Raw genomic sequence first — 14,610 nt, forward strand, 5'->3', positions numbered from 1 at the left:
AACTTTGAAGATCGTGAATGTTTCCATTTTGTCAGGCCAAGGAGGTCTCCAATGGATGTCGTTAATAACCGTAGGGCTACTTTTAAAAAAATATTAAATGTAACAAGTGGCAACTTTTTAGAACAGTACGATTTTTTTCTTTTTGGTTTCTATGCCACTTATATCGCAGCAAAATTTTTCCACTCTGAAAATGAATATGTCTCTTTAATGATGACATTTACCGTATTTGCTGCGGGCTTTCTTATGCGTCCTCTCGGCGCTATTTTCTTGGGTGCTTATGTCGACAGAATTGGTCGCCGTAAGGGTTTAATTGTGACTTTAAGCCTCATGGCTATTGGTACGATCTTAATTACCTTTGTACCGGGTTATGACACCATCGGTATTATGGCCCCAATTTTGGTGGTCATTGGCCGTCTGTTACAGGGCTTCTCGGCAGGTGTTGAATCTGGCGGTGTGTCGATTTACCTCGCAGAGATTGCAACCGATAAAAACCGTGGTTTTATCACAAGCTGGCAGTCTGGTAGTCAACAAATTGCGGTGGTGTTTGCTGCGTTATTTGGTTATTGGCTCAACACCGTTTTAACTCATGCACAAGTGAGTGAATGGGGCTGGCGTATTCCGTTCTTAATTGGTTGTTTGATCATTCCTTTAATCTTCTTATTCCGTCGTACTTTAGAGGAAACTGAAGCATTTAAAGCACAAAAAACTCATCCTTCAACTAAAGAAATTTTCAGCACACTGGCGAGTAACTGGCGCATTGTACTTGCAGGTATGATGATGAGTGCCATGACCACAACCACGTTCTATTTCATTACGGTTTACACCACAGTGTATGCAAAACGTACTTTAGAAATGTCGGTCACAGATAGCCTTTTAGCAACCGTGTTTGTAGGTTTATCGAATTTCTTCTGGTTACCAATGGGTGGCTTACTTTCAGACAAAATTGGTCGTCGTCCAGTTTTAGTCGGTATTACAACCCTTGCCATCTTTACCAGTTATCCAGTTTTAAGCTGGTTGGTGAGCGATATTAGTTTTTCAAACTTACTGATCACGCTTGCTTACTTCTCGTTCTTCTTTGGTATGTACAACGGGACTATGGTCGCAACACTTGCCGAAGTAATGCCAAAACGTGTTCGTACCGTTGGCTTCTCTTTAGCGTTCAGTCTTGCAGCCGCTATTTTTGGTGGTATGACGCCAATGGCATGTACTTACCTTGTTGAAAACACAGGCAATGCAAGCACACCAGCGTTTTGGCTGATGCTTGCTGCGGTATGTAGTCTCATCTCAAGCTTGTATTTATGTCGCGGTTCTAAGCAGAACAAATCTGACGCGATTGCTGAACCTGCAAAGGTTAGCGCTTAAAACAACTAACTACTTAACCTGAAATTTTAATGAACAGTACGGCGCATGTTGCAGCCGTACTGTGCTCTCCTGTCATTAAAGCGAGATACTATGAAAAAGTCCCCTATCTTCATGACCATCTGCCTAGCTGGTGCAAGCTTAGGCTCAACCCTTGCTAACGCAGATACCCTCGAAGTGATTAGCTCTGGCGGTTTCTATTCATCTATGGAAAAACTCATTCCAATATTTGAAAAGCAAACTGGTCACACGGTTCACCTTTCATCTGGTTCATCTATGGGTGCATCACCGACTGCAATTCCAAACCGTCTCGATCGTGGTGAACGTTTTGACATGGTGGTCTTGGCTGCTCCTGAACTCAGTAAGCTTGCAGAAAAAGGTTATGTCGACCCAAATTCACAAAGCGCTTTAGTCAATTCAAGCATCGGCATGGCTGTACCTAAAGGTGCGCCAAAGCCAGACATTAGTTCTGCGGCAAAGTTTGAAAAAGTTTTATTAAATGCTAAGCACATCGGCTATTCGGCAAGTGCGAGCGGTACACATCTTGAAAAAGATGTTTTTCCAAGCTTTCCACCTGTCGAGTACAAAGTGATTGCTGGTAAAGCAGAAAAAGTAGTCGGTGACCGCGTGGCAAAACGTATTGCTGAAGGTCAGTTTGATATTGGTTTCCAGCAAATTAGTGAAATCAAACCTTTTACTGGCCAATATGGTCAAGTTGATTTAGTCGGCCCAATTCCTGCACCTTATCAAAAAGTCACCGTGTTTGCTGCTGGCATTGGTAAAAACTCTGAACATGCAAAAGTCGCAAAAGAACTTATTCAATTTGTGAAATCGCCTCAAGCGAAACAAATTATTGAAGAACAGGGTCTTGAGCAGGTTAAACAATAAAAGCTCTAAAAGGCAGCATTTTGAGAGGATGTTGCCTTTACTCTTTGAGCGGTTTACTCAGCACAATAGAACAAAATGTATAGCAACAAACCAGTGTAGAATAATGAACAAAGGACAATGTAGTATTTGCCGTGGAACTCAAACAATTAAAGTATTTTATTGCGGTGATCGAGTCAGGAAGCTTGGGTAAAGCTGCAAAAAATCTCGATATTGGAACTTCTGCATTAAGTCAGCAAATCTCAAAATTAGAAAGCGAGCTTTCTATTCGCCTTTTACAACGTACTGCTTTGGGAACGGTTCCCACCCCTGCAGGTTTAGCTTTTTTTCAGCAGGTTCAACTGGCGCTTAGACACCTAGACCATGCGGTAGACTCTGCACACTCTTCACGTTTAAGTGGTCACGTTACCGTCGGTTTTTCACCGAGTGTTGCAGCGGTTATTGGCACGCACTTTTTAAAACTCATGAGAAACCGTTATCCCGACATTAAAGTCCGTCTCATTGAAGGCTTATCGGGTGACCTCAAGGCATTAGTCAATGCAAGACAGCTCGATGTTGCCATCATCTTTAGTGATGATGTCGATCCACAGTGGGCCATACAGCCTTTAGTCAAAGAACAGATGTTTTTAATCTCGCCTAAAGAAGTGCTGAGTCAGTACCATCTTGAAAGCTGTATAGACACTCAAACGATTACCCATTCGCAGCTTAAAGAACTTCCCCTGATTTTACCGAGCCAACGACATGGACTACGTTTGTTGCTCGAACAGAAAATTCATCAGCTTAAAGTGGCCTATGAAATTGATGGGCTGCACTTGTTAATGGAAAGCATTAGCCAACTCGAAATGGCAACCATCCAGCCTGCGGGTGCATCATTAAACTCACGGCAAGACTTATGTTTGCTACGCGTTGTAGAACCTGCCATTGAACGCATTAACTATTTAATTAGTTTGTCTGAAGAAGAGCTCTCACCTGCTACTTTAGCCACCAAAGTAGTGATTCGTGCTTGTGTGACTAACCTGATTAATGAAAAGCGCTGGCCCGGTGCGGAACTCATAAACACTTAAGCGCTTAGTGTTTATTTTTACTAAACACCCATTCAAGCTTAGCCTCTCACTTCACCTTCCTTTTTAAAGCTACATTAACCTTAGCTGAGAAAGGGAGAAATCCATGCATGATGTGATTGTAATTGGTGGTGGGAATGCCGCACTGTGTGCCGCGCTCACGGCAAAAGAACGTGGCGCTTCTGTGCTTGTCATAGAAGCAGCACCTAAAGAATGGCGTGGTGGTAACTCACAACACACCCGTAACCTTCGCTGCATGCATGATGCTCCTCAAGATGTATTAGTCGATGCCTATCCCGAAGAAGAATATTGGCAAGACCTACTTAAAGTCACTGCCGGAAAAACCAATGAGCACTTAGCTCGTCTGGTTATTCGTAGCACGGCGACCTGTCGCGACTGGATGCGTAAACATGGTGTGAATTTTCAGCCACCGCTATCGGGTGCTTTGCATGTTGCACGTACTAATGCCTTTTTTATGGGTGGTGGTAAAGCCCTCATTAATGCGTATTACCGTAGTGCCCAAGAACTTGGCATTGAAATTTTATACAACACAAAAATTAAAGATCTAAAGTTAAACCAAGGACATTTCGAAGCCGCAATTGCGGAAGATGGTCGTGTATTTAAAGCAAAAAGCTGTGTATTGGCCGCAGGTGGTTTTGAGTCAAATTTAGAATGGTTAAGAGAAGCATGGGGACAAAATGAAAACGGCGAATGGCCTGCCGATAATTTCATTATTCGCGGAACCCGCTTTAATCAAGGCAACTTACTCAAATTTATGATAGATCAAGGCGCCGATATTATTGGTGACCCATCGCAATCACATTGCGTCGCTGTAGATGCACGCGCACCGTTATATGATGGCGGCATCTGTACCCGTATTGACTGCGTTTCATTAGGTATTGTGGTCAATAACAAAGCCGAACGTTTTTACGATGAGGGCGAAGACTTCTGGCCAAAACGTTATGCAATTTGGGGCCGTCTTGTTGCCAAACAACCTCAGCAAATCGCCTATTCGATTATCGACTCAAAAGCCATCGGGCGCTTTATGCCACCTGTGTTTGCGGGTGTAAAAGCAAATAGCATTCAAGAACTGGCCGAAAAAATCGGACTTGATGCAAAAACCTTATGCCACACCGTAGAAGAATTTAACCAAGCTTGTGTGCAAGGCACCTTTAACCACACGGTTTTAGACGACTGCACAACCGAAAATATTGTTCCCAACAAGACCCATTGGGCCGTTCCTCTTGATCGCCCACCCTTCTATGCCTATGCGCTTAAACCCGGCATTACCTTTACCTATTTAGGCTTAAAAGTCGAAGACGATGCTGCTGTGCGTTTTAACAATAAAGCCAGCCGCAACCTGTTTGTCGCTGGTGAAATGATGGCAGGTAACGTACTGGGTCAGGGTTATACCGCAGGCGTTGGCATGTCGATTGGCACAACGTTTGGACGCATTGCCGGAAAAAATGCAGCCCACTATGCACTTTCACAAGGAGTTGAACATGAATGCTAGTACTAAAGCCCTAATTCCAGTTGTTCAGCTCTCTGACCATGAGCAGGAAGTTCAAAGAGCCCTACAAATTTGTAATGCTTGCCGTTACTGTGAGTCTTTTTGTGCTGTATTTGCGGCCATGACCAAGCGTCTTGAATTCAATCAAGCCGATATTCATTACCTCGCAAACCTGTGTCATAACTGTGGTGCATGTCTACACGCTTGCCAATATGCCCCGCCACATGAGTTTGGTGTAAACATTCCAAAAGCGATGGCGCAAGTACGTTTGGAAACTTACCAAGAGTTTGCAACCCCTCAGCCTTTAGGCCGACTTTATAAGTCTGTCGGCATTCCTTTTGTCTCAGCATTATCAGCTATTTTCTTTTTATGCATGTTAGCTGTGGTGTGGTACAAAGGCACAGACCTGTTTGCAGGCTATCAAGGTAATTTCTATGCGATTTTCCCGCATAACTTTTTAGCGCTACTGTTTGGAGCGACCTTTACAGTTGCAGTTGTTCTGCTCGGCATTGGAATTAGCAAATTCTGGCGACAAACATCTAAAGTTATTCACGGCAAAGTTGAGAAACCCGACCTTATTCAAGCCTCTCAAAATGTATTAACGCTTAAATATTTAGATGGTGGACATGGCAAAGGCTGTAATGAACAAGATGATCGTTATACACAAATCCGCCGTGTGTTCCATCACCTCACCTTTTATGGCTTTATGCTTTGCTTTGCAGCCACAGGTGTAGCGACTTTATATCACTATTTCCTTAACCTACATGCGCCGTACCCTATCTTTAGCTTGCCTGTTATTTTGGGTACTTTGGGTGGGTTTGGCTTAGTGATTGGACCATCTGGCTTGCTCTATTTAAACCTTAAACGCCATCCATTACATGGTGACCGCGAGCAAAAACCTGTAGATCGAGGCTTTATTTTCCTTTTAATTTTAGTCAGTGCTTCAGGCTTAGCTCTCATGGCATTTCGCAATACACCGTATATGGCACTTTTACTGATTTTCCATTTAGCTACGGTCATGACGTTTTTTATTACCATGCCATTTGGAAAGTTCGCACACGGTTTTTACCGCAGCGCTTCTTTACTCAAATTTGCCATCGAAGAACGTATTTCTAAAAAGTCATAATTTTATTCAAAAGTATTCACTATCTTGGCGTAGTGAATACTTCATTATTTTAAGATCAAAATACTTCATACCTTGCCTACTTTTTACTATTTAAAATTCCCAAGCCATACATCGGCCACTTGGTACTCGCTTTAATATTATTAATCAGCATTGCCACCAAAACTAAAGAAACTGCGCCGACCAAAACAGGGAAAATCAAAAAGCTCCACTGATAATGTATGCTGCTCGCAGTAAGCAAAATAACCAAAGGATTGGCCCCAGCAGGTGGATGAATACACTTAAAAATTTGCATGAGTGCAATTGCACAGCCCACTGAAAAAGCAATTGTAAAAATGGAAACACCAACAAATTTTAGAAAAAACAAACCCACAAAAGCCGAAATAAGATGCCCAAATATAATATTTCTCGGCTGTGCCAAAGGTGACTGCGACACGGTATAGAGCAATACACAGGTCGCACCAAACGGCGCCATGATGAAGATATTGTGTGTGAGCTTACTCAACCACAAAAGTATAAAAATACTGACCGTTCCCCCAATAAGGCTTCTTAAAACATCAACTTTAGTGGGCGATGGAGCCAGTTTTTCTTTGCCATAAAAGATCGAGAACATGGTTTTATTCCTTAAACAGACATTGCTTTTTAAAAAGCATATAGATAAAATTCCAAATAGTACAGATCTGTACTATTTTATTTTTTGGAAAAGTTTTATGTCAAAATCTGCCTTAAAAATATTAGATACAGCCGAAAAGTTATTTAACGAAAATAGTTTTGTCGGGGTTGGCGTTGACTTGATTCGCGATGAATCTGGCTGCTCTAAAACTACCATGTACACGTACTATAAAAATAAAAATCAACTAGTTAAGTCTGTACTCGTTGCACGTGATGAACGGTTTAAGCAAAGCCTTTTGGGCTATGTGGGAAATGCAACAGGATTAGAAGCCATCAATAAAATTCTGGATTGGCACACCAACTGGTTTAGACAAGATTTTTTTAAAGGCTGTTTATTTGTTAGAGCGGTCGCTGAATCTAACCAAGATGATCAAGACATTATTTCTATTTCTAAAGCCCATAAACAATGGATTAAAGTGTTGATTGCGGAAAACTGCAATATACCGAATGGTGAAGCTTTATCTGAGCTGATCTATACGGTGATTGAAGGCTTAATTAGCCGCTTTTTAGTCGATGGTTTCGATGAAACACTTGCGATAAACATGAAAAATTCTATTAATCAATTATTTAATATTCATCAACATTAGCATGAGAACTTAAAATGGAAGTGGACCATATTTTTATTTGTGTACAATCAGGCGCTCCAGAAGCTGAAACTTTAAAAAAATTCGGTCTAACAGAAGGTTCATCCAACAAGCACCCGGGTCAAGGTACCGAAAACAGACGCTTTTTCTTTAAAAATAGCTTTATCGAATTAATTTTTTTAAATAATCCAGAAGAAGCTTCAAGTGATCTCACAAAACCGACTCTGCTTTTTGAACGACTCAGTGCTCAAAATAATATCGCGTCCCCTTTTGGTATTTGTTTTCGCCCTAAAAATAAAGATGATAACGGCGCAAAATTTCCTAATTGGGTTTACAAGCCAAGCTATTTACCTGCCAGCTTAGAAGTAAATGTTGCCCAAGACTCTGTGGTATCTGAGCCAATGTGGTTCTTCCTCTCATTTGCTTCACGACCAGACCTTGCTGCGAAAGAAAAACAACAACCCCTTATGCATAGCAAAGATTTATCAGAAATCACTTCAATTAAGGTTTCTATTCCAAACCTGAAGCAGCACCCTACTTCATTACAATTCAATACAGTTGATAATTTTGAAGTGACTGATGGAACGGAGCATTTAATGGAAATTAGTTTTGATCATGAACCTCAAGGAATGATTCATGATTTCAGACCAGAACTGCCGCTTATTTTTAAATATTAAGTGTCTTATTTTTTAATAAAAAAACTGTGATTTATGGCAAATCACAGTTTTAATTTAAATTGAATCACATTAAAAACGGCAATAGCTTAAGCAATTTTTCCATCAATAATACCTTTCTCTTTTAGCGCAGCCAGTTCTTCTGCTGTTTTAAATCTCGATAAGATTTGAGCCGTATGTTCACCTAGCTCTGGCGGTGCATGATGATATTCAACTGGAGTATCAGACAGCTTGATTGGTGAGCCTATGGTTTGAAAGTTTTCATTTAAACGATGAGGAATATTCACCACCAAATTACGATGGACGATTTGTGGTTCAGCCAAAGCTTCTTCAATAGAATTGATAACACCTACTGGCACTTTAAGCGCATGAATCATCTCAACCCATTCTTTGGCAGTTTTTTGCAAAAAGTGCTCCGACAAAAAAGGAATTAGTTCATCTCGATACTTTACGCGGTCTTGGTTACGGACAAACTTTTCATTTTCGAGTAACTCTGAATAACCAATTGCAATACACAGATCTTTAAACTGTTTGTCGTTACCGCAAGCAATAATAAATTCTTTATCCCTAGCCTTAAAAGTTTGATACGGCACAATACTTGGGTGTTGATTGCCCATACGCTGTGGGGCTTTACCTGAAGCTAAATAATTCATTCCCTGATTTGCCAGTGCCGCGACCTGCACATCAAGGAGTGACATATCAATATACTGACCGCGTCCTGTGTGCGAACGTGCAATCAAGGCCGCTTGAATGGCAATGGTGGAATACAGTCCCGTTTGAATATCTACCACAGCCACACCAACCTTTTGTGCACCACCGCCTGCAGCAGCATCAGGCTCGCCGGTAATGCTCATTAAGCCAGACATACCCTGAATAATAAAATCATAACCGGGTTCTTCTGCACGTGGACCATCTTGCCCAAAACCAGTAATCGAGCAATACACAATGTTCGGGTTCAGCCCACTTAAGGAAGCATAGTCCAAACCATATTTAGCCAAAGACCCTGTCTTATAATTTTCAATTACCACGTCGGCAGTCTTGGCAATTTCATAAATTAAAGCCTGACCTTCGGGTGTGGTTATGTCCACCGCAACTGAATATTTATTACGGTTAGTACACTGAAAATAACCAGATTCACGGGTCATGTTTCCATCTTGATCGGGCATCCATGGTGGCCCCCACATACGGGTGTCATCACCTACTCGAGGACGTTCAATTTTAATGACTTCCGCGCCAAGATCTGCCAAGATTTGCCCACACCACGGCCCGGCAAGTACACGACTTAAATCTAAAACCCGAATTCCTTGTAATGCACCCATAACGATACCCTTATCTTTTAGAAGGTACTCAATGCACCTCCCTGTCATTGTTTATGATTGTTTTTGCGGATCGTACTGACGATCTTTAATAAATAATCCTGGCAATACACCCGCAACAAAATACGCAGCACCCATCACAATAAAGGCCATAGCAAAAGTTCCACCCGATGCCAAGAAACCAATGGTGGCTGGTGCAATCGCTGCCCCGACACGACCAATGTTATAAGCACCGCCAATGGCTGTTCCGCGTACATCAGTTGAAAAACTTTCAGCCATATAAGTCGCATTTACACCGTATGGAATGCCATATAAGAAGCCAAAGGTGATCAATAAATACAAAATGTTGTCAGGGGTATTGAAGAAAATAATGATTGGTAAGAACACGGCACTAGCAATTGTTCCAAACACAAAAACAGCACGGCGGTTAAATTTGTCAGCAAGATAACCTGCTAAAATTTTGCCTAGAATCATTGCAGTATATGAACCCACCATGTAACTGGTTAAGTTTTTAAAGTTCATATGTACTTCTGTTTCTAAATAACTTGGCATCCAGTTGTTAATGCCGTAATAACCGAACTGCAAGAAAAATGCTGTGATCATCCACAACAAAAACATTTTGCGGTGTTTAAAGTTATTAAAAATTTGCTTATAAATACTGCCACTTTTCGGCGTTTCAGCCATGACTATTTCTTTAGGTTGTCTGTTGCCTTGTAAGCTTTCAATTTTGGTGAGCTGCCAAGATTTTGGCTCTGGCACAAATCGTTGCAGGAAAATATTAATAAAAGCAGGTACCACGGTCAGGAAGAATAAAACGCGCCAGCCATGATCTGGAATAATTGCCCCTGCTAAAAGGGTTGCCGCAATATAACCTACCGTCTGCCCCGTCTGTAACGTGCCCAATACCGTTGTACGGTAAGTGGTTGGCACATATTCAGCCATTAAGGTATTACAGGCCATATAGAGTGCTCCAATACCCAAAGCACCAATAAAACGTAAAGCCATAAATTGCTCGAAGCTTTGCGTAAAGCCCAATAAACAGGTCGCTACAGAAAAGAAAGTCACCGAGTTGGCAATGGTTCGTACACGACCAAACTTATCACATGCCCAACCACCCAAAATACCGCCAATACCCATACCCGCCAAAGAAGCACTGCCTAAGGCACCCGCTTGAAAGGTACTCAAACCAAACTCTGCCTTTAAACTGGTCAAGCTATAAGATAGCAGCATAATATCAACGCCATCGACCACCATCGCAAAATAAGCAAATAACAACGCCCATTTCCACGTATGAGGTCCGATCTTTTCGTATGTTCCAAGGTTACTTGGAAATGTGGTTCTTAACTCTTTCGATATTACTTGAACGTCATTGTTCATCTTTAGTTCCTCATTTTCCCAAATGAGTCATCGGTAGCATACTTATGTTTTCTGCATGACTTAATCTTCTATACTTTTCATCATCTTACATTTAGTTTTAAGTACACAGAGGTATATCTTTACATGAGTATCCTTACGATGAATCTTGTCATTTTCCATAAATTTTTGCGTAAAAATCCCTAAAGGTGCTCTCGAAAGAACACCTCGATCTTTTAAAAATGAATTAGTTACTAAATGCCGCGATGCCTGTTTGTGCACGACCTAAAATCAAGGCATGAACATCATGTGTACCCTCGTAGGTATTCACAACTTCAAGATTGACCAAATGACGTGCTACGCCAAACTCGTCACTAATACCATTTCCACCCATCATGTCACGTGCCATACGGGCAATATCAAGTGCTTTCCCACAGTTATTACGCTTAATGAGAGATGTACCTTCAACCGACGCAATGCCTTCATCTTTCATACGACCAAAACGTAAAGCCACTTGCAAACCCAAAGCAATTTCAGTTTGCATATCTGCCAGTTTCTTTTGAATCAACTGATTTGCAGCTAACGGACGACCAAATTGTTTACGGTCCATGGTGTATTGATGGGCAGTATGCCAGCAGAACTCAGCAGCACCCATCGCACCCCATGCAATGCCATAACGGGCACTATTTAGACAGGTAAATGGACCTTTCAAACCACGAATTTCAGGGAATGCATTCTCTTCGGGTACAAATACGTTATCCATTACGATTTCACCTGTAATTGATGCACGTAAACCGACCTTGCCATGAATTGCTGGTGCAGATAGACCTTCCCAGCCCTTTTCTAAAATAAAGCCGCGAATATCACCAACATTACCTTCAGCAGAAACCTCTTTTGCCCAGACCACAAATACATCGGCAATTGGACTGTTGGTAATCCACATTTTTGCGCCACTTAAACGGTAACCACCATCAACTTTTTTAGCACGGGTAATCATACTGCCTGGGTCTGAGCCATGGTCAGGTTCAGTCAAACCAAAACAACCAATGTATTCACCAGTAGCTAGTTTAGGTAAGTACTTTTGCTTTTGCTCTTCGGTACCAAATTCATGAATTGGAACCATCACCAATGAGCTTTGCACACTTGCCATAGAGCGATAGCCCGAGTCCACATATTCAATTTCACGTGCGACCAAACCGTAACTCACATAGTTCAAACCCGCGCCGCCATATTGCTCAGGGATGGTTGGGCCCAGTAAGCCAAGCTCTCCCATTTCACGAAAAATAGAAGGATCTGTTTTTTCATGACGGAATTGTTCAAGTACACGGGGTTGCAGGCGTTCTTGGCAATAGGCATGAGCCGCATCACGAATCATGCGCTCATCTGGGCTAAGCTGTTGCTCAATTAAAAATGGGTCTTGCCAGTTAAATTGAACCTTTGCTTTTTTTGTTGTCACCATGTGATTCATCGCATCCTCTGCTTGATTTGATTTTCTTTATTTAACTCGATGTTATGCGTGAAAAATGCAGTAATCAAACGATAAATGTTCATGCAGATATGCGACTTATGCATATTTAAAACAAGAAGGTTTAACTCTAGATATTTAATTGGTTGTATTTCATTAAAAATGGCTTATTTTTATACTAAACTCGGCTATCTGCATTTAGGTCATATGCTGTTTTGAAATATGACGTCAAATAAAAGGATTTATTTATGCGAAGAAGTATCCCGTCCATTCAGGGCCTGATTTGCTTTGAAAGTGCAGCGAAACATCTAAGTTATACCTATGCTGCCCAAGAGTTATGTATTACCCAAAGTGCAGTATCTCGCCAAATTCAGCAATTAGAAGATTTCTTGGGCGTTGAACTCTTTATACGTACTCGGCATGGCGTTGAACTCACCATTGCAGGACAACAATATTTTAAAAGTATTAAGCCCTATTTATTGGGTTTAGAGAAATGTACGGCCAATGTGATTTCTCATAAAGGTTTAGGTGGAACATTAAAGTTAGGTGTGGTTCCTACCTTTGCAACGCGTTGGCTGCTACCCAAACTTCATCTTTTAAATCAAAAACACCCTGAAATTACGGTTCACTTAGAAACCAGTACCAAGCCTTTTTTATTTAATGACAATATTTTTGATGCTGCGATTTTTGCAGGTACACAGCAGCAAATTGACCACTGGCCTGGCATACAAGCGCATTATTTAATGGATGAAGAAATTGTACCTGTATGCTCACCAAGACTGATTGAAAAGTATTTTCCAGATGCAGTCATGATCAATGAAAATACCTATGATTTAAGCCCAGAAGATTTATTAAAAATCCCTCTCCTACAACAAACCACTCGGCCTAGTATTTGGCAAGAATGGTTTATCACCCATCACATGCAGCACCCAAAACCTTTTGATGGACAGCGCCATGAGTTATTTTCAATGCTTGCGGTTGCTGCTAGCCATGACATGGGAATGGCTCTAATTCCACAAATGTTGATTGAATCTGAACTACAAAAAAAAGAACTGGTGATTGTTTCCAATAAAAAACTAAAAGGCAGTCGAAAGTATTACCTCATCCATTCGAGCCAAGACATAACCCCAACCATTCAAAAATTTGTTGAGTGGATTTACCAAGAACTAGAACAACTAAAAAGCAATACAAATTAGCTGAGCCACTTTGTACGATCTATACGCATAAAAAAGATTGTGATTAATCAGATCACAACCTTTTAGGTAAGCATAAATGACCTTGAATTAATGAATCATCAATTGAATATCAGAACCACGATGCTTCGGGTCAATCAAAATTTTGGCATGCTGTTCAGGATCACGTAATGCTTCAAATGCATTGGTAACACCTTCTAGGCCAACAACACCGGTAATGAGTGGTGAGCAGTTCACTTTACCTTCTGCAATCATGTGTAGGGCATCTCGGAACTCAAGCGGCGTGTATCCCAATACAAACTGAATTTCTAACTCTTTATTGATCGCAAGTGCGGGCTCTATTTTGTCACTTTGCATGCACACGCCCACCCCGACAATTCGCGAAAACAAAGGTGCACCTTCAATAATTTGCTGCAAAACACCCGGTACACCCACACACTCAAAAATAACAGGACGTTTTGGCAAAGCACCCAACTTATCAATCATGCGCCATCCATGCCACCAAGGTAAGCGTGTCGCTTGTAACTTATCAAACAGCCCCATGCCCATATTAATGGCGTCAGAAACATTGCCAAGCAAACCAAATTCTTTCCAGTTGGCAAATGGCGATGTCTCTTTAGGATCTACCACTATATCGGCACCGCATTGCTCAGCAAGCTTACGACGGTTTGGTGAAAAGTCGCTGGCAACCACGGTTTTAACCCCCGCTGCTTTAAGCATTAATATGACACCTAACCCGACAGGACCGCAGCCAATCACAATAGCAGGTTCATTAGTTTTCACACGGCTACGGCGAACGGCATGCAATGCAACTGCCATCGGTTCAGTCATAGCTGCACTATCGACATCTAGACCATTGGGTACTTCAAACATCAAACTTGATTGAGCCAGTACTTGCTCTGCATAACCACCTGAAGCATTTGGAGAAAGCCCTGTAGATAAATAACCATGCTGATCTACATTTAAAAGTGGCATTGCACAAACCAGTGTGTCGGTTTTAAATTTGTGACGTGTTTTTGGGCCATAGTCTAAAACCTTGCCACAAAACTCATGCCCTAGTACAAATGGATCTGTAGACTTAGCTAAACCATGAAACCCGACACGTGCAGCTAAATCATGCATATGGTCGCAGTGATGCTGCATATGTAAATCTGAACCACAAATCCCGCATCGAACCACTTCTAATAACACTTGTCCTTTTGCAGGCGTTAATTTCGGTTGGTCCACCACTTGTAGTTTTGCTTGATGACAAAGTACCGACTTCATTTGTGTGCTTCCTATTTCTTCTTTTTCATTTACTTACCAGAAATAGATTTCTACAGATAAATTAATCGCTTTATCAGTTTGGTCTTTAGCAAGCCTTTATTCATCTTTACAACTAAAAGGCAAAATACCAATGACCATTCTTCAGCCAA

At 41.4% G+C, this 14,610-nt stretch carries 13 protein-coding genes; 8 read left to right on the top strand and 5 right to left on the bottom strand.

Translation table 11 applies throughout. The features are described from left to right. The first annotated feature begins 51 nt into the window (after positions 1 to 51). The 5 genes from tcuC (at position 52) to tcuB (ending at position 5,941) form a co-directional block, all read left to right on the top strand. Positions 52 to 1,362: an MFS transporter gene (tcuC, locus tag F985_RS18770; protein ID WP_004703623.1), complete on the top strand. Its 1,311-nt coding sequence runs from the start codon at positions 52 to 54 to the stop codon at positions 1,360 to 1,362. Between the two features lie 90 nt (positions 1,363 to 1,452). Beyond that, positions 1,453 to 2,247: a substrate-binding domain-containing protein gene (locus F985_RS18775; RefSeq protein WP_004703625.1), complete on the top strand. Its 795-nt coding sequence runs from the start codon at positions 1,453 to 1,455 to the stop codon at positions 2,245 to 2,247. A gap of 131 nt (positions 2,248 to 2,378) precedes the next feature. After that, entirely contained in the window at positions 2,379 to 3,308 is a 930-nt protein-coding gene (locus F985_RS18780; protein ID WP_004703627.1) for a LysR family transcriptional regulator, read from the top strand. Positions 3,309 to 3,411: 103 nt separating this feature from the next. Continuing rightward, positions 3,412 to 4,818, top strand: a complete 1,407-nt coding sequence (gene tcuA / locus F985_RS18785; RefSeq protein ID WP_004703628.1) for an FAD-dependent tricarballylate dehydrogenase TcuA — start codon at positions 3,412 to 3,414, stop codon at positions 4,816 to 4,818. After that, entirely contained in the window at positions 4,808 to 5,941 is a 1,134-nt protein-coding gene (gene tcuB, locus F985_RS18790; RefSeq protein ID WP_004703629.1) for a tricarballylate utilization 4Fe-4S protein TcuB, read from the top strand. The genes tcuA and tcuB overlap by 11 nt, the downstream gene beginning before the upstream one ends. 76 nt (positions 5,942 to 6,017) lie before the next feature. Here the strand turns inward: tcuB and F985_RS18795 are convergent, their stop codons facing one another. After that, positions 6,018 to 6,551, bottom strand: a complete 534-nt coding sequence (locus F985_RS18795) for an HPP family protein (protein ID WP_004703630.1) — start codon at positions 6,549 to 6,551, stop codon at positions 6,018 to 6,020. Between the two features lie 97 nt (positions 6,552 to 6,648). Between F985_RS18795 and F985_RS18800 the strand changes: the two genes are divergently transcribed. Further along, positions 6,649 to 7,197 (top strand): TetR/AcrR family transcriptional regulator, encoded by a 549-nt coding sequence (locus F985_RS18800; RefSeq protein WP_004703632.1) that lies wholly within the window; start codon positions 6,649 to 6,651, stop codon positions 7,195 to 7,197. Positions 7,198 to 7,211: 14 nt separating this feature from the next. Next, complete coding sequence (locus tag F985_RS18805) at positions 7,212 to 7,871, top strand: VOC family protein (RefSeq protein ID WP_004703635.1); 660 nt, start codon at positions 7,212 to 7,214, stop codon at positions 7,869 to 7,871. 86 nt (positions 7,872 to 7,957) lie between these two features. Here F985_RS18805 and F985_RS18810 read toward each other — a convergent pair whose 3' ends face one another. The 3 genes from F985_RS18810 to F985_RS18820 all read right to left on the bottom strand — a co-directional run bounded on the left by F985_RS18810 (position 7,958) and on the right by F985_RS18820 (position 12,005). Then, a complete protein-coding gene (locus F985_RS18810) occupies positions 7,958 to 9,187 on the bottom strand; it encodes a CaiB/BaiF CoA transferase family protein (RefSeq protein ID WP_004703636.1) in 1,230 nt (409 codons plus the stop codon). 51 nt (positions 9,188 to 9,238) lie between these two features. Next, positions 9,239 to 10,561, bottom strand: a complete 1,323-nt coding sequence (locus F985_RS18815) for an MFS transporter (protein ID WP_004703639.1) — start codon at positions 10,559 to 10,561, stop codon at positions 9,239 to 9,241. A gap of 223 nt (positions 10,562 to 10,784) precedes the next feature. Next, on the bottom strand, positions 10,785 to 12,005 hold the full coding sequence (locus F985_RS18820) for an acyl-CoA dehydrogenase (protein ID WP_004703641.1): 1,221 nt from the start codon (positions 12,003 to 12,005) through the stop codon (positions 10,785 to 10,787). Between the two features lie 245 nt (positions 12,006 to 12,250). On the opposite strand from F985_RS18820, the gene F985_RS18825 reads away from it, so the two are divergent. Further along, on the top strand, positions 12,251 to 13,198 hold the full coding sequence (locus F985_RS18825) for a LysR substrate-binding domain-containing protein (protein ID WP_004703643.1): 948 nt from the start codon (positions 12,251 to 12,253) through the stop codon (positions 13,196 to 13,198). Between the two features lie 87 nt (positions 13,199 to 13,285). On the opposite strand, the gene F985_RS18830 is transcribed toward F985_RS18825, so the two are convergent. After that, positions 13,286 to 14,461, bottom strand: a complete 1,176-nt coding sequence (locus F985_RS18830; RefSeq protein ID WP_004703645.1) for a zinc-binding dehydrogenase — start codon at positions 14,459 to 14,461, stop codon at positions 13,286 to 13,288. Positions 14,462 to 14,610 lie beyond the last annotated feature (149 nt).

The organism is Acinetobacter seifertii, from assembly GCF_000368065.1.
Lineage (GTDB): Bacteria > Pseudomonadota > Gammaproteobacteria > Pseudomonadales > Moraxellaceae > Acinetobacter > Acinetobacter seifertii.

Coding starts and splice junctions, on each gene's coding strand:
- tcuC (WP_004703623.1), top strand. CDS start 52: ATGGATGTCGTTAATAACCGTAGGGCTACTTTTAAAAAAATATTAAAT.
- F985_RS18775 (WP_004703625.1), top strand. CDS start 1,453: ATGAAAAAGTCCCCTATCTTCATGACCATCTGCCTAGCTGGTGCAAGC.
- tcuA (WP_004703628.1), top strand. CDS start 3,412: ATGCATGATGTGATTGTAATTGGTGGTGGGAATGCCGCACTGTGTGCC.
- tcuB (WP_004703629.1), top strand. CDS start 4,808: ATGAATGCTAGTACTAAAGCCCTAATTCCAGTTGTTCAGCTCTCTGAC.
- F985_RS18795 (WP_004703630.1), bottom strand. CDS start 6,551: ATGTTCTCGATCTTTTATGGCAAAGAAAAACTGGCTCCATCGCCCACT.
- F985_RS18800 (WP_004703632.1), top strand. CDS start 6,649: ATGTCAAAATCTGCCTTAAAAATATTAGATACAGCCGAAAAGTTATTT.
- F985_RS18805 (WP_004703635.1), top strand. CDS start 7,212: ATGGAAGTGGACCATATTTTTATTTGTGTACAATCAGGCGCTCCAGAA.
- F985_RS18810 (WP_004703636.1), bottom strand. CDS start 9,187: ATGGGTGCATTACAAGGAATTCGGGTTTTAGATTTAAGTCGTGTACTT.
- F985_RS18815 (WP_004703639.1), bottom strand. CDS start 10,561: ATGAACAATGACGTTCAAGTAATATCGAAAGAGTTAAGAACCACATTT.
- F985_RS18820 (WP_004703641.1), bottom strand. CDS start 12,005: ATGAATCACATGGTGACAACAAAAAAAGCAAAGGTTCAATTTAACTGG.
- F985_RS18825 (WP_004703643.1), top strand. CDS start 12,251: ATGCGAAGAAGTATCCCGTCCATTCAGGGCCTGATTTGCTTTGAAAGT.
- F985_RS18830 (WP_004703645.1), bottom strand. CDS start 14,461: ATGAAGTCGGTACTTTGTCATCAAGCAAAACTACAAGTGGTGGACCAA.